This is a genomic window from Pseudoalteromonas umbrosa, assembly GCF_030125375.1.
GTDB classification, from domain to species: Bacteria; Pseudomonadota; Gammaproteobacteria; order Enterobacterales; family Alteromonadaceae; genus Pseudoalteromonas; species Pseudoalteromonas umbrosa.
The window spans coordinates 461673-483523 of the sequence record NZ_JASJUU010000002.1 but is presented as its reverse complement, the minus strand read 5'-3'; the positions used below and the strand labels follow the sequence as shown (position 1 = coordinate 483523).

The following is a 21851-nucleotide window of genomic DNA, read 5'->3' as shown; positions in this document are numbered from 1 at the left end:
ACAAATATAAAACGCCACTACTTGTTTTTAGTAGGGCCTTTAAAGGATAAGAGTATGAAAAAGAGTTTAAATCATCTGGCCGTATTTGCCATTTTTACTGGGTTACCGCTTTATTCTGTGGCCGCGCAAAAAGCGACTTTTGATGCAAAAGTTACGGTAAAAAATGCATTTGAGTTGGTTAAAAATCAAGATTTAGATTTTGGCACAATTCGCGCTGTTGCGGATAATACTGGTACAGATACTGCGACTTTAACTATTCCTGCTGATTCGACTCAGTCACCTACGGTAGCTTCTACCAATGTCAGTAATGCCGAAATTGCGATTTTGTCTGCTGGCAGCCCTGCACAATTTAAAATATCAGGAGTCGTACCGTTCGCGAGCTTATCTATTACGGATCCGGTTGAGACAGATGTCTCATTGTCTGTTGGTAGTGGTACAGGAGCAGCAGGGTTTACCCTTGGATCATTTACTTATTATATTGAAACAGGTGCGTCAAGCTCTTCACCTGTTGTTGGTAAGCAGATCCAAGTAGATGCAAATGGTGAGGCTGTTTTCAATGTGGGAGCAACTTTATCAACAACAACTGGTAATGCAGCCAATTATTTAGATGGTGCTTATGTTGGTACTTTTACGCTGGAATTGAGCTACTAGTGTTTTGATACTGAATACTCATTTGAAGAAGGCGTGCCAAAAAGGGTATCTAGGCGTTTTTATAAGTTGCTTACTCATGATTGTTAGTAACTTGGTTAGCGCGCGCATTGAGGTTATCACGCCTTTGGATTTTGGGACTATTCTTATTTCTGATCATACCAACATCAGCCGTGTTCAAATTGGTGTTAATGGACGAAATGTGACAAGTGGTCCAGTACACTTGGTATCTGGGGGACAGGCTGCTGAATTAATAATCTCTTCTTTGCCCGTATTACAAAACGTTTCAGTGTCTACCAATATCGTAACGTCAAAACTTTCTCACAGTAACTTAGCTGTGCAAGGGATAAGCCTAGTTAAATTGGAGCACGTAGATCGTGTATTTAGTGATACACAAGGTAATGCGTCATTGAAAGTTGGGGGAACAATAGAGATAAATGCTCAACCTTTTCAATATCCTGACGGGGTTTACCAAGTGTGGGTTGATATTGAAGTAAATTACTAAGCTATTTATATGAAAAAGTATTTTTTAACAATCGGCCCATTGGCCATATTACTCTTCAGTCAAGTTACTCAAGCATCATTGATGATATCTCCAACACGGGTGATATTTGATGAGCGTCAACGTACTGCAAAAGTGTTTTTAATCAACAATGGTAGTGAAGCAAAAACGTATCGTTTAGGCTGGAAGGAAAAACAGGCTTTGCCAGCTGGTGGCTATCTTGATCTTCTTCCTAATCAAGTGGGACCATGGAAACTTAGTCACTTAATGAGGGTGACTCCTAGGCAAGTTCATCTAGAGGCAGGTGAGCGCCAAGTGGTTAAATTGGCATTACGTCGCAAGCAAGGCATGGATGATGGAGAGTATCGCTCTCACTTACTATTCCAAGCTTTGCCTACAGAAAAACAAAGCCAGTCTGAAGCAATAGGGGTTAGTTTAAATATGATTTTAAGCTACAGCATCCCTGTTATTTATCGAAAAAACGTATCACCACCTGAAGTTAAAATTACTGCCGTTGAGTTGTCGAAAAATTTAAGTGGCAAACCAGTCATCACAGTCGATATGTTCAGAAAGGGAGCCGCAAGTGCTTTTGGCAAGTTGCGAGCAGATTGGAAGCCAGAAGGCGCTAAGCAGTGGCTTAACGTAGCAACCGCTAACAACTATGCTATTTATCCTGAGGTGTCTCAGGCGCAGGTAGAACTTAATATTTTATCCGAAAAGGTTATTACAGGTAAGGGTCAGCTTAGGGTCACTTATACTGGGCAAGCTGAATTTCGCGATCACGCTTTTTCGCAGCGCACGTTTGATATCACCTCTCAGTGAATAAGTGATCGTTAGACTCTATATAAGTGCATTATTAGGGCTCTGTTTTGCGGCTCCTGCTATTTGTTTCGCTAACCTAGATTATGTTCAAACCCAGGTTGAGCGAGTAAGCAGTTATGGGGAGGGCCGCATCAAAAGTGGGGAAGAGCTCTTTTTCTCGGTGTACATTAAAGACCATTATATCTCTGAAGTATTTGCAGTGAAGAGTGACCAAGGCGTTGTGCTCGAATTGCAAAGTATTTTCTCGGCATTAGATTTTGCCATCGTTGCAGATGAGAGAGGGCAGCGATATACGGGATGGTATATTGATGAAGCTCAGCATTTCGAGCTAGATTTAGCACAGCGCAAGGTTTATGTGTCTGAGCGAGTAGCTAATCTCAATTTACGGGACCTTTTAGAGCGCAATGGTGAGCTATATGTTGAAGCATCATTGCTTGCTGAATGGTTTGGATTGCAATTCGGTATAGATTATCAAGATCTGAAAATTTTGATTAGCAGTGAGCAATCGTTGCCGATTGAGAAGCGCCTTGCTAGGAAAAGCCGTTACTTTGCTCCTAGCTTATCCACACAACAGCCTGTTTTGCCATGGAAAGAGACGCCCTATCAAGTATGGAGCCCACCTCTTGTAGATATTCAAACTTCTTTGGTTACAACAAACAATAATAAAAGTGATGCATCGATTTCTCTACTTGGAAGTCAAGATGTAGCCTTTTGGAATGCTAATTATTTTCTCAGTGGTCGTTCAGGAGATCTTCTTGGTGAAAGTCGCTTAAATTTGACTCGGGAGGAGGAAGAAGGTGTGTATATTGGTTCTGTTAAGGCAACTCAATTCGAAGTTGGTGATGTATTAGAGACTCGTATAGGCGGCCACTATCGAGCTTCATATTCACGTGGGGTTCGATTGAGTGACCGACCGCTCTACAAGCAGATAGATACGCAAACGGTTAGGATCAGCGGAGCGATACAAGTCGGTTGGGATGTTGAGTTGTACCACAATGGCATCATGATTGACCAAAGATTAAATGTACAATCTGGGTTGTATGATTTTGAGCTTATTGAGCTTTATTTTGGTAGTAATGAGTTTGAATTGGTCATGTATGGACCACAAGGTCAAGTACGACATGATCATCGTTCCTATTACGTGGGAGGAGGAAACCTTGCAAAAGGCGAAGGGTACTTTGATACATCAATTGTTGAATCAGGTAAAACAATATTAGATGAAACTGCTGGTGTCTCAAGTGTATCAGGGTGGAATATACTGAGCCGGTACGACCATGGACTCAGTGATGATATATCGGTATATAGCGGCATACGTTTAGGGTTGGAAGGGCAAAAAAATACCTATCAGCTCAGCGCAGGCTTGGGGTTTGATATGTGGAGCAAAGGCATATTAAACTTCGACTTTAGTCGCGATGAACAAGGAGCGCAATATCTATTGCTTCAAGCTAGAACACAGCTCTATCAGCAAGCTCTAAGTGCCGTTTTTACAGACAATAAAACAAGCAGGGATGCAACTGGTTCACATCAACAGCGTATTCAAGAATTTGCTTTTCGAGCAGCTGGAAATATATATAACCATAACCATTTGCGTCTAAATTATCAAAATACATTGAACTGGCGAAAGGACTTTGCTGATACAGACTTTTTAGCTTCTAACTTACTATCTTTGGCGACTCAGCTAGGTACTTTTAGCCATCAGTTGGATTATATTCAGGCTGATGGGCAGCAAGGCCATGATGTAAAAGGAACCGCGCGATGGCAAGGGCGACTTTATGGTGCTTATAGTCGTATCGGTTTCGGGTATCAGTTACACCCTAGACGCAGGCTCACTGACTATCAAGTACAATTGAATAGGGTGCTCGATGAGCAGCTTGATATAGAGTTTAACTACGTCAAATCTCTCATTAATGATGGCTATGAAGTTGGTGCAAACCTTAATTGGCATAATGATAAATTCAGGTTAACTGGACAATTTAGCTACTTTCAAAACGATGATTGGCAAGTTGGCTTAACAAGTCAGTTTAGTTTGGGTTATGAAAGTTATAGCAATGAGTTTTTTATTACTGATAGGCGTCTTGCGAGTTCTGGCTCTGTACTGGTTAAGGTTTTTCTAGACCAAAATAATAATGCGATATTTGATGGTAATGACGTCGTTTTAGAAGGGGTAAGAATTAAATCTGTTCATAGCTTTGCACAAGCTTTTACAGATGATAATGGCACAGCATTATTGGGCAATATGCCATTAAATCGCCAAACAGATATTGTTCTTGATGAAGACTCTCTTCCCGATCCTTTTTATATCTCTGCTCATGACGGCCGCTCTATTACACCTCGAAAAGGCTTTATTGCTTATTTAGAGTATCCAGTTGTCCATGCTGGTGAATTGGAGGGGATGGTATTCAAAAAAGATGCTGATGGTCATGAAACACCGCTAGCTTATGCTGAAATTGAGTTAGTTGATAAAGAGCATAAGGTGGTTGCGACAGTTAAATCGGCATATGATGGGTATTATGTATTTAGTGATATACGTCCAGGCTACTATCAAGCAAGGGTAAAAAAACAGTCAGCAAGTAACGTTATTCAAGCTAAAAAGGTTGAAGTCGTTCTTTCAAACCAAGGTGATGTGTTACTTGAAGTTGATTTAGTGGTAGAAACAGCAGAACCTTTAAGTGGATATTTTGCAGCCGGGGGAGAGTTTAATTCGTTAAAAGTGCTTAAAGCCTATGTCTCTATTTTAACACGAAGGTTTCCTCAACTATTTTCGGCTAAGCCGTTCTATGTGCAAGATAAGAAACGAAGAAAATATTTACTTGGCTATCATTATTCCGAGGATGTTCAAGTAGCGGCAAGTACTTGCCTAAAATTTACAGCGATCGGAATTAAATGTTACAGCGCACCAATGCCAAAGCTTCATTAAGCATGGGTTCCTTAGAAAAACTACAGTAAATACAATCCCCTAAATTTAAAGTACATATCTTAGATTTTTATGTAGACTGGTTCGATTTTTGCATAGATACAGATCGGTAACTTAGAGGTATGTCAAAATGCGATTTCTAATCTTGGTGTTTATGTTCTTGTTAGCTGGTTGCAGTTCAAGTTCCTGGCTACAACCAAAGCCAGAGAAGGTTGAAAAAAAAGCTCCTCCTGCACGTAGTCTCCACAGTTATGTGGGAGAGATGGCTACGCAGCTAAGTCAATATAGCCGGCCTCTAAAGCCCGGAGCTTCGGTCGCAGTAACAAGCTTTTTTAAAGATAATGAATTAGGTGCCGATACTTTAAATAACCAAGGTGCAGGATTAAGTAATCAAGTACAGGAAAGTTTTATCACTTATCTAACGCAGATGGGTTTGCAGGTGGTTGAATTTCGTATACAAAGATCGATTAATTTATCAACAGAAGCCGACAGTATTTTGAGTCGCGACATCGATAAGCTTAAAGAGCGACATAAATTTGACCTGATCCTGACTGGCAGTGTGAGTGAAAGTATTGATTCCTTTACGATACATGCGAGATTGATTGATATGGTAAGCAGTAAAACCGTATCTGCAGCATCAATAAGCCTACCCAAAGAAACACTCTGGGGGGAAGAGCAAGTGCAAATGCGCGATGGCTTACTGCATCGCAGCCAATATTAACGGAGAAAGATATGAAAAAGTATGCGTTATCACTTTTGTTGCCTATGTTATTTGGCTGTATGAATACAGACAGTGAGCGGTATCAGGGCAATGCGGTAATGGTGGATAAAAACGCGTTTGCAAGCTCTGAGAGTCAGTTTCAAGTTCACCCAGGCGGCATGCATGGTATGACTGTATCTCAGCAAATGGCCAGTCGCAATGTGACCCATTATGTACAAAACCTAATGCAAGATATGATAGGTAATTTGCGGTATGTAAACGATAGAACACCTATTGCAGTTGCGACCTTTGTTTTTCTTGATGAAGACTATAATTATGGCTCTTTACTAGGGAATCAACTGTCTGAGAGCTTTGTTCATGAGCTGCATAACTTTGGCGTCCCAGTTGTTGACTTTAAAACTACTGACTTTATGCGCGTGACTAAACAAGGTGATTTCATCTTCAGTCGAGACTTTTTAGAACTGTCAGATGAGCACACTTTTAATTATGTACTGGCAGGGACACTGGCAAACCATCAAGGTGGTGTATTGGTTAATGCGCGTATTGTTGGTGTGAAGAGCAAGGCTGTAGTAGGGACTGCACAGGGCTTTTTACCTCAATCAGTTGTCAACGCACTTCGTGATGGGATTGGTCATGATGGTATCCGGCTAGAGAGAGCAAGTAGGTAGTGGCAATGAAAACGAGTATTTTAATATTGAGCTGCTTAGCGCTTATGGTGGGGTGCGAAAGCTCACGGCACGCGCAAATTGTTCCCAAAGGTCAGCAATCAGTAAAGGATCAGCAAGCGCAGCAGTTGGCAGCTTTGGCAAATGAGTTAAATACACAGTCGGATGTTACCTATCCAGATCCGGGGTTTGTTACCTACGAGCATAATAAACAGCTATCTAATTATGCGGGTCAAATCGCATTAGAGTTAACCGATTCTATGACTGGGGTTTCACCTAGAGCCGTGGCGATAACGAGTTTTGTCAGCTTTGATAGAAGCCTCAGAAGGAGTAATCAGCTAGGTAACCAGCTGGCTGAGTCCATGATCCATCAATTTCAAAAAATGGGGTATCCTGCGCTAGACTTTAAATCTCACCGCGGTATTGCCGTGACTGTAAATGGCGACTTTGTTTTATCTCGAGACGCAAAAAGGCTCCCTAAAAGCCCGTCACCGAGCCATGTCTTAACGGGGACTATGATCTACCGAGATCGAGGTGTTGAGGTGAATACCCGACTGCTTGATTTTGACAATCGGTTAGTTGTTGCTAGTAGCAATGTCACTATTCCCTATTTTATTCTTCACCCAAGTGCGACAGTAACTTACAAATGATAAAGATGGTCGCAGCAGTGGCCATCGGCTAGGTTGATTTTCTTCTTAGATTGACCAGATTAAATATCTACATACTGTAACATCTATTTTTTCAAATGACTTGTCATTGATACCATTACACTGTTATAAATATAATTCATAAACAAACGCTTATGGTATTTGGACACAAGTTTGTGTCCCTGTAGTTTAATGGATAAAACGGGGCCCTCCTAAGCGCCTATTCTACCTCTCAAGCGGGGTTTAGTTATTAATACCCGCTAATTTATTTCAATTCGGAATATGTTTCAAAGCCAATAAAGCCAGTGCTCATAGCCTTTTTTGTGCTTTTTTTAACCATGTTTGGTGTTCGGGTTAATCGTTCGTAAATTGTTCTATATAGGTACTTATATACGTAGTTTACTATGGAGGAAACTATGGACTCAAAAATTGGTGATTTTTGGTGGTAGCAAAATTTATTAGTACTTACTAATGAAATTGGTTTAAATATCAATATCTTATTGTGTTATTCTAAAATACTATAAATATATAACTCTTTGCCTTTCAATAGGTTGTAGGAATATTAGCACCTGCTATTTGCTATGATTTTTTCGCCAAAATATATTCCGCTTTAACTTAAATAAACGTTTTAGAGGTATATATGAAAACTCCAATTAACCATGTAGATTTTAAATTAGAGGATTATGTTGCAAAAACTAATCGATTCGCTGACAGGCTTTTCGATTTCAAAGATGACAGAATCGACAAGTTGCCATTTGTCAAAGGTAAAGTCATTGAATTAAGGGATTCATATTTTCCTGAACGAGGCTACAACTTAATCTTACGATTGACCCCAACACAGAAAACCTTCTACGTAAAAACGCCAAAAAAATCTATGGTGAAACTGGGCGTTTGGAAAAAGCGAACGAATAGTCGTCATTATGAAGCTGGGACTCTAAGTACAGGTAAAGCTAGAGAGCTGGCAGCAGAGCACTTTGAATCAATTAAGTACTCAACCTTAGATGAAACGGCTATCGCAAATATGACAATTCGCGAGTACCTCGAGACCGGTCAATACACAAAAGATCGAAGTAAATTCAAAATTAAAAATAATAAAGTTAAGCCTTTGAGAGCAAGTATCGTTGGGGCAATTGCTCACGGTGCGAGATCTATTTTAGATTTCAAAATCTGTGACGTAAGTATTGGTTGGTTGGACCTACTAAAGAAAGACTGGAATGAGGCATATGTATCTCAAGGAAACAGTAAGAGCAAATTAAAATCGAAAGATACTCAGCGAAAGTACTTCACTATGATAAATGCAATGATGGGTATATGGGACACAGCTGGGTACATTCGCAAGAACCCCTTCGCTAACTGCGCTAGTGATTTTCACGACGCAGCAAAGAGCATGGGAAAACGCCAGATAAACACGATTAATGAAGTTTCAACAGTAGAATTGGTTGAATACATAATTAATGAATTACCGGAAGATACTCCAAAACAAATGCACGGAAAGATAGTGCTTGCGACTATGGTACTAACCGGCGTAAGAAACTGTGAGGTTTACCGGAATTTTCGCACAAATTGGAATTCATTTAATCGCACTATTACTATTCCTGGCGAGATAATATTAAAAACAAACGATACTCGTATTATTCCTATAGAAAATGATCTGTACTGGGACATGATGGAAAGGTATTTCTCTATGGGACCTGAGTATTACTACGAAACCGACAAATCATTTTTATTGCCCAACCCACACTCAAAAACAGGCCATGCTAGTGAAAACTGTACAGCGGAATTATGGAAAAAAGTAAAAGTTCGTTTTGGTATACCTACTAACAAGCGAGCTTATGATTTACGCCATACTTTTGCTAACAACCTTCGTAAAGAAAATCACGATATTGCTCAAGTTGCCTATTATCTGGGTGATGATATCGACACCGTAGCAAAATACTATTTCAGCAAAGATCCTGAAGCAGGACGAGATGCAATTAAGAGAATGCACCAACAAAAAAAGACTACTTCAACTGAAGTTCATCAGGAAGATGCGCGAGTAGACATTGATGAGTCGTTTATGCCAACCGAAGTAAAGCGCATTTTTGGTATGTATAAACTGGGTAAAGTCAATAACGGGAAAATGTCTACAGCCGATTATCAAGGCTTTCTAAAGCTAATCAAATCGATGCCTGATCAAATCTCCGATGCAGATTCGCAACTGTGGCTTCAAATTCAAGCAGCGTAAGCTGCTTGGGCCAAAAATTCAGATACTCTTAAGCTCAAAAGACTGACTTTATTGTTGATTGAGCCATTAAAATATTTCAAATACTAGTGAGAACAGCATGTCCAAACACAGACTTCTTAATGCATCTAGCAAGCCCATATCTCAACCCAAGGAAACGACAAGAAAATTTAGTGAGAGTCAAAACCTTGTTACCTCAGATCTAGTAACGTGCTTTGCTGCTTTGAGAACAAAAGGTGGTTCAGGTGAAAGGCATTTAGTTAAAAGACTTTTTGACATTGAAAAAGAAAAGGATCAAGAGATATTGGTCGTGAGAGTCGTATGCGACAACGTTTTTGAATACAACGAGCTACCACTAGGCAACCATATTGAGTTTTCTGATATTCAACACGGTGTCACTGAGGGCCATTTAGTTTGGGATTGGACCGATATAACCAAACTAAACTTACTACTAAAATTAGTCTCTGAAAATGCGACCAAGAAAACGACTATAATTTTCACTCACGGCACTAATTCCGGAGGCCGTATTTTCAAATGGCTTCCAATATTGGAACCTCATTGTCAGCAGGTTATTCTATCTATTAATACTGAAGTGAAGCAATGTAATGACGTCGCTGAAAAGATCTTTACTTTGATTACTAAAGATAATTGGGTGAGCGCAATTAAGGTTAGCTTCGGGCTTTGGGCTCAAGATAACCAATACAATCAAGTAGCGGTATCCGACTACAGAAATTCGTATTAGGCTCATAAAGTGTCAACACTTTTACACTTTTTAAATAACAGACAAAATTAGAGGAAGGTTTTTTGACGTCTAAACATGAAGTATCAGATACGCCAAAAGCAACTGGTGTAAGCAAGGTAATCGACCATACTCAAGCCTTGAGCTTAGCCTTAAACATACTTGATAAGTGGGGTTGTTCATCGAAACAAAAAGAGCAAATTCTAGCGATAAAAATAAAGCAGATAGAAGCAGGTTTTGTAGATATTAAATTATCAGATGAACAACTAATTCGCTGCTCCCATGTCGCCAATATTCACGCCATTCTCAGAGCCAAATTTACGAACCCAAGGAATATCTATGGCTTTATGAGTATGAAAAACAATAATCCACTTTTTAAAGGAAAGTCACCTATAAGCCATATCGAATCCGGTCACTTAAACGAGTTACAAGCTTGTCACGAAACCTTGAAATCCGGTTTATTTGGCCCCCCTTAGTACCTGAGTAAGAGTCAAATTTGTTTTTTTGACTATTGGCTAAAACCACGATTTAAATTAGATTTTATATGATATTTCAGCAATATATCGCTAGCTATTATTGAGTCGTTCGGCTTAAAATGAATCAAGGTTACGGTGATTAATAAAAATAACTCCGTTAGCTCTGAATCTCTAGTTTAATGTACCAACAATATTTACCCTTAGTCGAAGAACTTGATATTGCAGGAGAAAAAACGATTAGCCAATATAATTTAAAGTTCGCGCCTTCCATACTAGCGAGGTTAGGCGAAGAGTTACTGCCGAATTTTGACCAAGGTATCATCGAACTAGTAAGGAATTCATATGATGCTGATGCAAGAACATGTACTGTAACCCTGAACGATATAACTGAACCAGGCGGCTCTATTACTATTAGTGATACCGGTCATGGCATGGACGACAAGAAAATCGGTTCAGCTTGGTTAGTTCTTGGGCACTCATCGAAAAGAGAATCGGGCACAACACCCAATGGCAGAATCCAAGTGGGAGATAAAGGGCTTGGCCGTTTGGCCGCTCTCCGCATGGGGCATTACGTTGTTTTAAAATCACGCCCAGAAATACCTTCAATTGAAGTAAACACAAAGAAGGCAAATTTTGAGCACCGTGTAGATATTGATTGGTGCGAATTTGATCAGTGCTCGACTGTAGATGAAGTGGAAGTAGATGTAATTTCTAAAAAGTTAGATAGAGATGAATCAGCTGGAACTACAATTCATATACAGAACTTAAAACAAAAGATAACTAAACTTGAAGTGGAAAGGCTCGCCAGAAGCTTGATGTTACTTTCTAATCCGTTTGAAGAAGCGAATGACTTTAAATTAAAGTTTGTTTGTCCTGATTACCCCGAACTAGAGGCTCTTGTACAAAAAGGTTATCTGAACGAAGCTGAATATATACTAAAAGCGTCATTACTGTCAGATGGCACAGCAACGGCAGAAATATTAGATTGGAAAGGTACTGTACGATGGGAAACTACCAGCAAAGAATGGTTTCGAGAGAAGAAAAACAACCCAATTTATAATGCTCCTCAAGCAGACTTTGAATTAAATATTTTCCACCTTGATAGTTCAACTTTTGCGACTAGAAACATAAACAAAAAACAAGTTTCAGCTTGGTTAAAGGCCGTTGGCGGTGTTCATATTTATCATAATGAATTTCGTGTTCATCCTTATGGTGATGAAGGCTCGGATTGGCTTGATATGAATCTAGAGCGTGTAAACAATCCCTCTATTAGGCCTTCAACAAATACGTCCATTGGCAGAGTACGTGTTCATGATGCTGATAAGCAGCTAAAACAAAAAACCGATCGCGTAGGTTTTCGAGAGGATGACACGTTCAAAGAGTTAAGAAGGTTTGTTAAAGACTCTCTAAATTGGTATACCGCAGAAAGAGCAGCTTACGCTGCAAAACTCAAAAAAGCCCAAAAAGATGAAAATGAAAAGCAGATCAAAGATAAAGAACGTGCAATAAAGGAAGCTCTAAAAAAAATTACAGATAAAGCAGTAAAGCAAGAAGTTGACAAAGCAATTAGAGAATCAAAAGCTGCAAACAATCGACAAACAAAACATTTGAAGCAAGATTTGAAGCTTTATCGTTCTTTAGCTACCTCAGGAACTATAACCGCTGTTTTTTCTCATGAAATATCTAAGCCAGTTGCAGAAATTCCCGAGTCGTTGACTAGTGCAGAAAACCTAGTGAAGAGGAATACTGATTCCTCGATATTCAAACGATACAAAGAGAGAACAGAAAATATACTGGGTTATTTAAGCAGGCTAAGTCATTTTGCTGAATTACAACTAGATTTACTAAAAAGAAATAAAAGGCGAAATGAAACTATTGAAGTTATCCCTGTAATTGAGAACCTTAAAAAGAATTTTAAACCTTTGCTCGACAGGGAACACATTCACATTGATTTTCAATATTCAACTGTTAAGCAGCCCAAGTTACATGGGTCCGTATGTATTCTGGAAGCTATCATTACCAACTGTATCACCAACTCTATGCGAGCATTTCGTAAAGAGAATTTTGATGTTGATAGTCGTGTAATCGAGATAGTCCTTACTGAAGAGGCTGAAAGTTCTTTGCTAATTAGGTTCAGTGATAATGGACCTGGAATTGTGGATATTAGTACTGAAGACATCTGGTTGCCGGGCGAAACTACCATAGACAATGGCACTGGATTTGGACTAACTATTGTTAGGGATTCAGTTGCAGATTTAGGGGGGAGCTGTCGTGTGGAGGCTAAAGGTCACATGGGCGGCGCAACATTTTATTTTGAGTTTGTTACAGTATGAATATAAGAAAAATAGCAATAGTGGATGACGATCCTAATTCTCGAAAAAATATGAAATTCAGAGTGGAAGACTCTGGGTTTGAACCAGTCATAATTGAAGGAACGTTTGGAAATAACAAAAAAAGGCTTATAGACACCATACTAGGGTTAGACTTATATGGTGTTGTTTCTGATCACCATTTATCACCAGGAAAGATGGCAAGTTTTTTTGGTGCAGAGCTCTTGGCTGACTTATATGATAATCAAATTCCAAATATTCTTATTACTCAGTTTTTTGATCAAGACGCAGACACATCAATTCGTAAATACCGACAAAAGCTCCCAGCAGTAATTGGGCGAGGTGGAAGCGATGATTACGATTTAATTGGTAACTTATTGAAAATGTCTGAGAAGGAATTCAAAGAAGGACCAAGCCACGAGAGGAAGCCTCATCGGGCATTAATTCGTATTGACAATATGCAACGTTCGATAGGTGAAGGATTAATTGAGGGTATTATAACAAACTGGAATTCAGATGTGACAGTTAAGTTTCCGACTGAATTGATTCCAAAGAATGTTCAATCTCAAATGAATAGAGATAAGGTCAACAGGCTATTAGCATTCGTCAACACAGGAGCTGTCGATTCAAGAGAGCTTTACATTAGTGATATTCATTTAGCGCCAAGTTTTGAGGGAATAGATGGACTTGACTAAATTCACAGTTCTAGATATTGGTCATGGTAATTGCTCCATAATTGAATCAACAAATGCTTATACAATTATAGATGCAGCTCAGGGAAGTGATGTCCAAAACATCTTAATTGAAAAGCAAATAAAGCAAGTTGATGATTTAATCATTTCTCATTCTGACAAAGATCATGTAGGAGGAGCTATTGCAATCCTTTTAGATGATGAAATTGCTGTTAAGAGAGTTCATCTTAACCCTGATGGAATAAAATCTACTGACACATGGGGGGATTTCAGAGCAGCTGTAGCTCATTCGCGAACAGTACACCAAACAATAGTAGTAACTGCTATGAATAGCGATTCTGAAGATATAGTTTACCCTGATTATAAATTGGAAGTATTGGCTCCTTCAGCCGTAGATTGTATAACTGGCCCTGGTTCAACAGGAATAAGTGGAAAGATACTGGATTCGAATTCAATGTCTATAGTACTTAGGCTTATTCATGATGGTGCAAATGTAGCCCTCATTCCGGGGGATATGAATGGTGACACTTTAGAATTTCTTAAAAACGAAAATAAGTGTTTAGATGCTAAAATTTTGGTGTTTCCTCACCATGGAGGGAAGCCAAAAAATGACGACCCAGAAAAGTTTGCTAAAGAGCTTTGTGAAAAAGTAGATCCTGATTTAGTTCTGTTTTCTAATTCACGTCATAAACACGATAACCCTATTCCTTCAGTAATATCGGGTGTGAAAAGTTCAAATTGCGGGGCATATTTGGCGTGCACACAAATGTCATCCAGCTGTTGTGATAATGAGGCTCAATTGTCAAATTTACACCTTAGCGACAGCTTCCCAAGTAAAGGAAAAATTAAAAATCATAGCTGTGCAGGGAGCGTTACCATCGCTTTACAGGGAAGCAACACTGACATTAACCAACCGCTCAATGCCCATGGGAATTATGTGAGTAATTTTCCAAAAAGGAAGTGTCAGTAATTACTGATAAATGGATTTATTCAATTTCCTTCGCTCAATTGTGCAATGAGCTGGATTTAAATATATACGGAGCCCCTATTGCTGCTCTAAGGGGCCATATTCGATTTTTTAGCGCACCGTGGTAGAGCAGTTGCCTGATTTGGCACTTGCTTTGCCATCTCAAGGGGCTGTATACCAATTCCATTAAAAGCCAGTAAAAATAAGGGTTGTAGCGCTTTGTTGCAACCTGGTATAATGATGTTATGTTTAAGAAATTATTAGCCAGCTATACATTCTGGTACCAAATTTCTAAATCGCTTCGCTCTTTATCAATCTGTATACCAAAATGAACTGGGTGCTCAAATCCTGTTGGATTCTGCGCTCTGTATAAAAACTATTAAATACGACGACTACTACATAACTTGTCATAAGCCGTAAAAAGAACGGTTACGACAACGTGACTACTACATAATTCCGCAAAGACATTTAGCCAATCAAACATTCTTACCTTTGAGGATGAGCTTTCGCCATCCCATGGTCATCAAAACAAAAATTAAAATAAACTGGTGATTATCATGTCTAATAAAACTAAACCCAATAAACCATACAAACTAGACTCAGAGAAATATAGTGGGCTTATCAAAGTCTATGTTACCGATGAGCAAAAAAACTGGATCGAATCTCTTAAAAATCAGAGCAACGAACCATCAATGTCAAACTTCGTTAGAAGTATAATTATAAAATCTTCGGTAAATGAGCAGATATTAATTCAAACCGAAAGGCCAATCTCAAAAGATTTAGAACGAAAGATCTCGGGGATGGCAAACAATGTTAACCAAGCAATGAACGCGTTTCATATTTTTGGGGACATAAATGATCTGCACAAAATATCTCAAGAGATGAATCAGGCGCGACAAGTACTTGCTGAGATGAAAGCGTTAATCAGCAGCAATATCGACACAGCCGCAGCGCCTCTGATTCCTGTTCCTACCAAAACTATTCATTAATCCAACTGTAGTAGTCATATGGGCAACATTTGGTGTAGCCCTATGATCATCAACGTAAAACAAAAATAAATGGTGATTATCATGTCTGATTTAAAGAAAAAACCAATCAAAGTGTACTTAACTCCTCAAGAAAAAAAGGGATTAGAGATTGCACGTAATAAGTTTGTTGAAGAAGCAATAAAAAACGGTAGAGTGACTCAACTCAGAAACAAAAAAACGCTAAGTGGTTTTTTGCACCACAAGTTAAAGGAATCAGCAGAAGAAAAGCACAATGAAAATGTCTCTACTTTGCAAACCTTGAATGCCGTGAATAGTTTGAGTAACCAACTTCAAGCTGAACTTACCTCTAACAGAGAGTTGTTTTCTTCTGCGCTAGCAGAGTCATTATTTAGTTCTTCGGACGATGCGAAAAGAAAAGTTAACTCAGTTATAGAGTTACAAGAGACGCTTCTACAGCAGTTAAAATTGGTTCAGTTGTCGTTATCCGCAAAAGGTTACGAATTTGGAATAATTGAAGATGCTGACATCTCACAGTTAAATCAAAAGCACTATAGCCACTCAGTAGTCATTAAGTTGATTAAGTCAATCGGTAAGGATGACCCTCAGATGTTGTTGTCAATTGCACAGCAAATTTTAACAATGCAGCAACTCGGTGATATGAGATGATTTTTAAAGCACTTAAACACCGAAGTAATATTAGAGCGTTATTGCACTATATATATCGAGGTGATGAAAGAAAGGATAGGCATGAACACAAGATTGAAAAGATAGCTCATATTGGAGGCAATATACTTTCAAACTCACCCGTTGTAACGGATGAAAATGAATTTCCCCTAGTTGTCGATATTGATAGCATGCAAAACGAATTTTTAGAGCAGGCTGAAAAGTATAAAGGAATTTCAGACAAGCTCTATAAGCACTATGTAGTGAGCCTTCCCGATGAAGATCAGGATAAGTTGAATGACTATCACTGGATGCAGATAGCCAATGACACAATGAAGGTCATGGGGTATGACGAGTCAACTAAGTGGACCGCTGTCAGGCACGAAAAGAACCACATTTACATTGCCGCTTGTCGTGTCAAAGATGATGGTAGTCTTCTGCACCTTCATGCTGAGGCACAGAAAGTTTTTCAGGTAATGAGGGACTACGAGATCATGTTTGATCTTGTCCGTTTAGAAAATCCGGAAGTAAGCCTAGGGTCAGAGTATACAAAACGAGAACTTGTCTCTGTCGGTGGGAGAGCTAACGCTCACGACTATGAATTCGCTAAACTTAAAACTCAAGTTTTAAAAGGGCTATCCAAAGAGCAAGTTCGAAGTACACTTAGAACACATAATATAGACGTTGGCCGAATAATTAGGGCTCGCATCAACGCCATTAGAAATGAGCATGGAGGGTGTTACCCCTCCACAATGACTAACTTTGTAATGGCTCTTAGAAAACGAAATATAGATGTGTCCATTAGCAAAAACGCTGACGGCTCACCTATAGGGATTTCATATATTTTGATGGATCTTCCTGAAGAACATAGGTTTCCAATTTCTGGTTCAAAGCTAAAAGCCACTCAATTGACGTTTAATGCGCTTCAAAAACATGGTGTTGAGTATAAAGCTGAAAGGGATGATTTTGCGTTGAAGCTTGCGCCAGCTCCTGAACATATATCAGTTACTCTGGCATCTTCTTCAATTCGAGTGAATTTAAAGTCGATCAAAAAGCTCAAAAACAAACATGAAGCTGAGCTCCGAAAGATCTCTGAACAAGAGTCGTCAGTGTTTGTTGACTTTACTAATGCGGCAAATGCAGACGAAGCGCGAGCGAAATGGCTTGTAAAAATGCTGCTAGAAATGGTTAAGCTGTTGTTTGGTTCAAAGTCAGAAGAAGCAAGGGTTGTAGAGCTAATGGCTAGGGTTCAAATGGAAAGGCTAGCGATTCATCAAGCGTTTAAATCAAATGAACTTGTATTTGAGAACCCTGTTGAGACACAGTACTCGGACCCAAGTCAGGATAATGTTGACTTTGAAGTGAGCTTTTGAAGAAACAACCCTCCTGCTTTAGGTGGGTTTTCTGCTTCTATAGCTCAATAGGTGAAAACTCTTCAATTACGGCTTTCTCCATTTGTTTAACTTCACCATCACAGGAACCATTAGAAATCTTAAGCTTTTCTATATGCTCTGCAATAGAGGAAAGAAATAATGGATTAACCATTATTTCATTGAATTCATCAATCTGTTTATTGAAACGTTTATGTACAGCTTTTTGAAATAGAGTTGTAAATTCTTCTACCATCGACCCTTTGGCTTCATGGCCTGTAAATGGGTCAATTATTTTAGGGACGTAAACTATATTCCATGGAGCGGTAAATGCATAAACGTTTTTAGTTTTACCAAAGACATGTGATATTTGATAATTTCTCAACGTTTCAAATTGTTTGCTCGGAGTTTTGGAGTACCCCGTGAGTTTTTTAATGAGTTTTGTAGGTTCCGCATTATTTGTTGGATCTTTAACTACGTGCTGATTTTGTAAAACGTCAGCATATAAGTTTTGGAAAAGACTTGTACCGCTTGCGTTTCGGCCAAACCCACGGATGTAGACTTTTTGATTAGCCTCAATACGTCGCTTCAAATCAGACCAAGATTGGTCCGCTAACTCTTCTTTTGCATAGATAATTTCATTAAGCCCAAACTGAAAAAAATCTTGCTTTGATAAGCCTAGGTGTCTCAGAAACTCTATATAAGAATCGCGCATTGCACTTCCAAAATAATTTTAGTCATTTGGTATCATCCTTAAAATATCGTCACGAGAACTTTGTGCTACTCCCCCCAGAAATGTACTCCTTTGGGAGGCAAATTCGAAAGCTGCTCCAAAGCCTTGATTTTTTAACCTTTCCTTCGCGGCAAATGTTGGCTTAATTTTATTATGAACATCTCTCCACCAGAGGCTACTATGTTTTTTTATAATTTTATTTTTAATATTCTGGTAATGTTGTTTACTATCGCCGCCTTCATACGTAACCAAAATACTGGCCCAAATCATTTTGCGATGTTTACTAAGAGGCTTGTAATTGCGCTCAATGAGCTCTTTCCTCGCGTCTGGATGTAAAAGAAGTGAGTTATCGTTAATTTTTCTTTTAATCCATTTAGCTTCAGCGATTTCGAAAATTATTTTTTTATCAGTCTGCTGGATATCTTTTACTTTGCCTCCCCAAAGCTCAAGTTCGTCCGTATTAGCCAGTTCTTCAATTAACTCTGGATATTTGTCTGACAATAATTTGACTGCCTCGTTATATTTCATCTAATCACTCCTTCGATTTCGTATATTTGCAATCGAGCTACCTCAAATGGCTGACGCAATTAGTCCTTGTTTACTGTATTCATAATCAATGGAGATAATAAATCAGCGACAGCTCTAAATACAGGCACAACTACAGAGTTACCAAATTGCTTATACGCTTTATTGTCAGCACACACAATTCTAAAGTCAGTATCAAATTCTGTAGCTCTATATTTCTCAGGCTTTTCAAATCCCATTAAACGAGCGCACTCTTTTGGAGTTAGCCTTCGTGGCGTTTTATATGATGCGTCAAAGTCGTTGCTATACCTGCCATACTTTTCATCAAACTCTTTTTCAGCTTCTTTGACCAGCTTTTTAAATTCAACCAAGTCTTCAGAACCGAGTGACTCAAACTTTTCTTGAGCATATTTGGTTGAGAATGCTTCTCTTGTTTGATTCTTTTCAATTGCTCCTTGCTTTCTAGAGTCAAGGTATTCAGGCTCTAAATCATCTTGGTTTATTAAAATTTCAGAGCCATCTTTATAGTAACGAGCAGATAGTGTCCTTGTAACTGCTTCCGGGTTTCTAGGGTTTACCAGTCCAAAGCCAAACCCATTGCCTTTAGTTTGATGTTTTAAGGCATAGTGATATAAATAACTCCAAAGATTTTCCGTTAACGTATATTTCTTGCGTTGCTCATCGCTTAATTCGCAGAGGATTTCAGCAAGCGTGTAACGTTTAGTTGGAAATAGTTCTTGAATTTTCTCTAATGAAAAGTCAGAAAATTCAGGGTTAGCTTCGACTAAGTCGTTTCTAATCCCAACAATGACAACTCTCTCTCTGTGTTGAGGTGTAAAATGTGAGCCGTTGATCACTATAGGCTCAGGCTTTCTTTTTCGGACCTTAGCAATTGCACTCTCTATGTCATCGCCTTCAGTTGTTACGTTTGCAATATGATAACCTAATGCGTCCAATGCTCTAATTATGGTTGCAAATGTGTTACCAGAATCATGATTCTTCAAGTTTTTCACGTTTTCTAGAACAAAGAATTTAGGCTTTCTTGCCTCAATTATTTTTTCAACATCGAAGAAAAGAGTACCCTGTGTATCACAATTGAAGCCGTGCGCTCTCCCCAAGCTATTCTTCTTGGAAACACCGGCCAAGGAAAATGGCTGACAAGGAAAGCCAGCTAATAATACGTCATGCTTTGGAATATGGCTTAAAATGCTGTTTAACTTATCCTCATCAGAAGTATTAACCTCTTTACTTTTCGTAATTTGAGTTATATCCATGAGCGAAACATTTTTTTCAGGTGAATCTTCTTCAGAGTCAATAAAATAAGGCAGCTCAGACTCATCTACATAGTGATTAGAAAGATACGTTTTACGTGCGTCAGCATCCCATTCACTTGTAAAAACACATTTACCACCAATTTCTTCAAACCCCTTTCGTAATCCTCCAATACCAGCAAACAAGTCTATAAACTTGAAGTTTGGATTATCCCAATGGTTTGGTTTTTGAGGTAATAAAGCTGCCTTGATCTTCTCTATAGTTTCTTCGTTTATGATGATATTTGTGTTGTCTGGAGATTTCTTCCACTGGTTTAGCTTTTCCCGAGTTATTTCTTTTAAACTCAAACCCAAAGATTCATCATTTAGCTTTAAGGCTAATGTTTTTTGATCATAAATAGTTAGTAGTAACTTAAGAAGTCGACTAGTTGCTTCTTTTTGCTCATGGATGCGTTGTTCAGCAGCTTTGTCGGCTTGAATGATTTCTTTGTGGTACATGTGAAATTTAAAAAAGGGAAAAACTTGACACAATGTATCACACATTTTTCCCTTTTTATATAAATAACTGTTTAAATGAACAGTTGTTTATAGGTCGATCAGCTCCACTTCATCATAAAGCTTGGCAGAATCTCTATAGATATCGTTTATACGCCATTGGGAACGCCTTTTGTTGAGTTTGGGGTTGCTCTCAACGTATTTGGGAGCTGGATCTAAGATAATTGTTCCATCATGAATTGCGTTAAATAATTTAGATATTTGCGTTTTTTGACACCAAAGAGCTTTCGAATCAAACTCAACAAGAAACTTGTACCCTTTTTCAATTCCACTTGCATTTTCATTCAAAACTTTTTTTACCGGGTAGTAAACGGTTTCATTGTGCTTTACACCCCAACTATTAAGAAGCCGCTCAAAAGACCAAGTTGCGGCCTCAAAACCTTGATCATCAACAAGTGACACCCTCAGGTTCCTTGATTGCTTATCTATGCTTTTACTAGGATCATATTCAGATTCAAAAAACTCGTCTTTAGCCTTACCCTTATTCAAGAAAAGAATTTTTAAAGTTAACCCAGATTTTTCATTTCTCGAATTTGCTCTATGGATACCTGTGAACCTATATTCATCAGTGCCTTTTAAGTATCCGTATTTTTTCATGAAGTCTGGAAAGCTTTGTTTATATAAACCACCATCAGGTTCAGGTGTAAACAACGTCACTTTCTTTTGAGAGATGGCTTTCAACTCAATACCAAAAATATCACCATCTTTATCAGCATTAGGCTTAATACCTAAAGCATGCTCTAACGTATAGCCGCAAACCTGTGTTCCAGTAAAAGGTATGGTGTTGCCATCTTTGTCTAGTCTACATCCCAATAACGTCTGTCCTGCAACCTTCTCTTTTAGAAGAACAATAAGGTCTTGAGTTCGATTGTCAGCTTTTCCTAATGCAGAAGATTTAATAACACCAGACGATACCGCGTTTTCTAGCCCATCAAACTCTTCTTCAAACTGAGCTGATGGGTCAACGATCATCATCGCAACCGCATCACCACTTTTAGTGGCTCCAATTGCTAAATATCTAGGAGGGATCCCTTCAATCTTAGTGAACTCTATAGACATTGATCTAGGCATTTCATTATGAATAGTTTGGAAGCCAGAAAGTCTAGTTTCAGGATATTGGGCGTATAGAATTGCCTTACACGACTTAACTTCATGTAGCGATGAATCACTAGAAACCCAAGAAAACTTTGTGAAAACGGCCTCTGGTATTTTTTTGCCTGGCTTGGAAGCTCTTTTAGTTGTACTTGAACTCTCATCTCTCTCGTTAAATTTGAGTGAGAACATCGAGTTAAATACACCAATACTCTTATGAATATATACTTGGTTTTTGTCGTTATTATTTTTTGCTAAGCGTTTGATGACCAAAGACTCGCAGCCATGTGCTTTTAATGTATTGAAAAC

General features: G+C 38.7%; 20 protein-coding genes. 16 read left to right on the top strand and 4 right to left on the bottom strand.

The genetic code is table 11. From position 1 onward, the window contains the following. Positions 1-54: 54 nt before the first annotated feature. The 16 genes from QNM16_RS09470 (at position 55) to QNM16_RS09395 (ending at position 17369) form a co-directional block, all read left to right on the top strand. Positions 55-651, top strand: coding sequence for a DUF4402 domain-containing protein (locus QNM16_RS09470; RefSeq protein ID WP_284020256.1), 597 nt, complete (start codon positions 55-57; stop codon positions 649-651). 76 nt (positions 652-727) lie between these two features. Further along, positions 728-1153 (top strand): DUF4402 domain-containing protein, encoded by a 426-nt coding sequence (locus QNM16_RS09465; RefSeq protein WP_284020255.1) that lies wholly within the window; start codon positions 728-730, stop codon positions 1151-1153. A 9-nt stretch (positions 1154-1162) separates the two neighbouring features. Beyond that, positions 1163-1972: a fimbrial biogenesis chaperone gene (locus QNM16_RS09460; RefSeq protein ID WP_284020254.1), complete on the top strand. Its 810-nt coding sequence runs from the start codon at positions 1163-1165 to the stop codon at positions 1970-1972. Between the two features lie 160 nt (positions 1973-2132). Further along, positions 2133-4889: a SpaA isopeptide-forming pilin-related protein gene (locus QNM16_RS09455; RefSeq protein ID WP_284020253.1), complete on the top strand. Its 2757-nt coding sequence runs from the start codon at positions 2133-2135 to the stop codon at positions 4887-4889. Between the two features lie 127 nt (positions 4890-5016). Next, entirely contained in the window at positions 5017-5607 is a 591-nt protein-coding gene (locus tag QNM16_RS09450) for a FlgO family outer membrane protein (RefSeq protein ID WP_284020252.1), read from the top strand. 11 nt (positions 5608-5618) lie between these two features. Further along, positions 5619-6275, top strand: coding sequence for a FlgO family outer membrane protein (locus QNM16_RS09445; protein WP_284020251.1), 657 nt, complete (start codon positions 5619-5621; stop codon positions 6273-6275). 5 nt (positions 6276-6280) lie between these two features. Further along, positions 6281-6922, top strand: a complete 642-nt coding sequence (locus tag QNM16_RS09440) for a FlgO family outer membrane protein (protein ID WP_284020250.1) — start codon at positions 6281-6283, stop codon at positions 6920-6922. Between the two features lie 637 nt (positions 6923-7559). After that, positions 7560-9143 carry a tyrosine-type recombinase/integrase gene (locus QNM16_RS09435; protein ID WP_284020249.1) on the top strand — a complete coding sequence of 528 codons (1584 nt, stop codon included), beginning with the start codon at positions 7560-7562 and terminating at the stop codon, positions 9141-9143. 97 nt (positions 9144-9240) lie between these two features. Next, positions 9241-9882 carry a hypothetical protein gene (locus QNM16_RS09430; RefSeq protein WP_284020248.1) on the top strand — a complete coding sequence of 214 codons (642 nt, stop codon included), beginning with the start codon at positions 9241-9243 and terminating at the stop codon, positions 9880-9882. 62 nt (positions 9883-9944) lie between these two features. After that, positions 9945-10355, top strand: a complete 411-nt coding sequence (locus tag QNM16_RS09425; protein ID WP_284020247.1) for a hypothetical protein — start codon at positions 9945-9947, stop codon at positions 10353-10355. 179 nt (positions 10356-10534) lie between these two features. Continuing rightward, the gene (locus QNM16_RS09420; RefSeq protein WP_284020246.1) at positions 10535-12688 is read left to right on the top strand and encodes a sensor histidine kinase; all 2154 of its coding nucleotides are present in this window, start codon (positions 10535-10537) and stop codon (positions 12686-12688) included. Then, positions 12685-13380 carry a response regulator gene (locus tag QNM16_RS09415; RefSeq protein ID WP_284020245.1) on the top strand — a complete coding sequence of 232 codons (696 nt, stop codon included), beginning with the start codon at positions 12685-12687 and terminating at the stop codon, positions 13378-13380. The genes QNM16_RS09420 and QNM16_RS09415 overlap by 4 nt, the downstream gene beginning before the upstream one ends. Beyond that, entirely contained in the window at positions 13367-14347 is a 981-nt protein-coding gene (locus QNM16_RS09410) for a ComEC/Rec2 family competence protein (RefSeq protein WP_284020244.1), read from the top strand. The genes QNM16_RS09415 and QNM16_RS09410 overlap by 14 nt, the downstream gene beginning before the upstream one ends. 554 nt (positions 14348-14901) lie before the next feature. Beyond that, positions 14902-15333, top strand: coding sequence for a hypothetical protein (locus tag QNM16_RS09405; RefSeq protein WP_284020243.1), 432 nt, complete (start codon positions 14902-14904; stop codon positions 15331-15333). An 81-nt stretch (positions 15334-15414) separates the two neighbouring features. Then, a complete protein-coding gene (locus QNM16_RS09400; protein WP_284020242.1) occupies positions 15415-15999 on the top strand; it encodes a hypothetical protein in 585 nt (194 codons plus the stop codon). Continuing rightward, positions 15996-17369 carry a relaxase/mobilization nuclease domain-containing protein gene (locus QNM16_RS09395; RefSeq protein ID WP_284020241.1) on the top strand — a complete coding sequence of 458 codons (1374 nt, stop codon included), beginning with the start codon at positions 15996-15998 and terminating at the stop codon, positions 17367-17369. The genes QNM16_RS09400 and QNM16_RS09395 overlap by 4 nt, the downstream gene beginning before the upstream one ends. A 37-nt stretch (positions 17370-17406) precedes the next feature. On the opposite strand, the gene QNM16_RS09390 is transcribed toward QNM16_RS09395, so the two are convergent. Genes QNM16_RS09390 through QNM16_RS09375 form a run of 4 tightly spaced genes read right to left on the bottom strand, consistent with a single transcriptional unit; the run spans position 17407 to position 21815 of the window. Continuing rightward, complete coding sequence (locus QNM16_RS09390) at positions 17407-18081, bottom strand: hypothetical protein (protein ID WP_284020240.1); 675 nt, start codon at positions 18079-18081, stop codon at positions 17407-17409. Positions 18082-18099: 18 nt separating this feature from the next. Beyond that, entirely contained in the window at positions 18100-18627 is a 528-nt protein-coding gene (locus tag QNM16_RS09385; protein ID WP_284020239.1) for a hypothetical protein, read from the bottom strand. A gap of 59 nt (positions 18628-18686) precedes the next feature. After that, entirely contained in the window at positions 18687-20438 is a 1752-nt protein-coding gene (dcm, locus tag QNM16_RS09380; RefSeq protein WP_284020238.1) for a DNA (cytosine-5-)-methyltransferase, read from the bottom strand. 42 nt (positions 20439-20480) lie between these two features. Continuing rightward, the gene (locus QNM16_RS09375; RefSeq protein WP_284020237.1) at positions 20481-21815 is read right to left on the bottom strand and encodes an MvaI/BcnI family restriction endonuclease; all 1335 of its coding nucleotides are present in this window, start codon (positions 21813-21815) and stop codon (positions 20481-20483) included. Between the last annotated feature and the right edge of the window lie 36 nt (positions 21816-21851).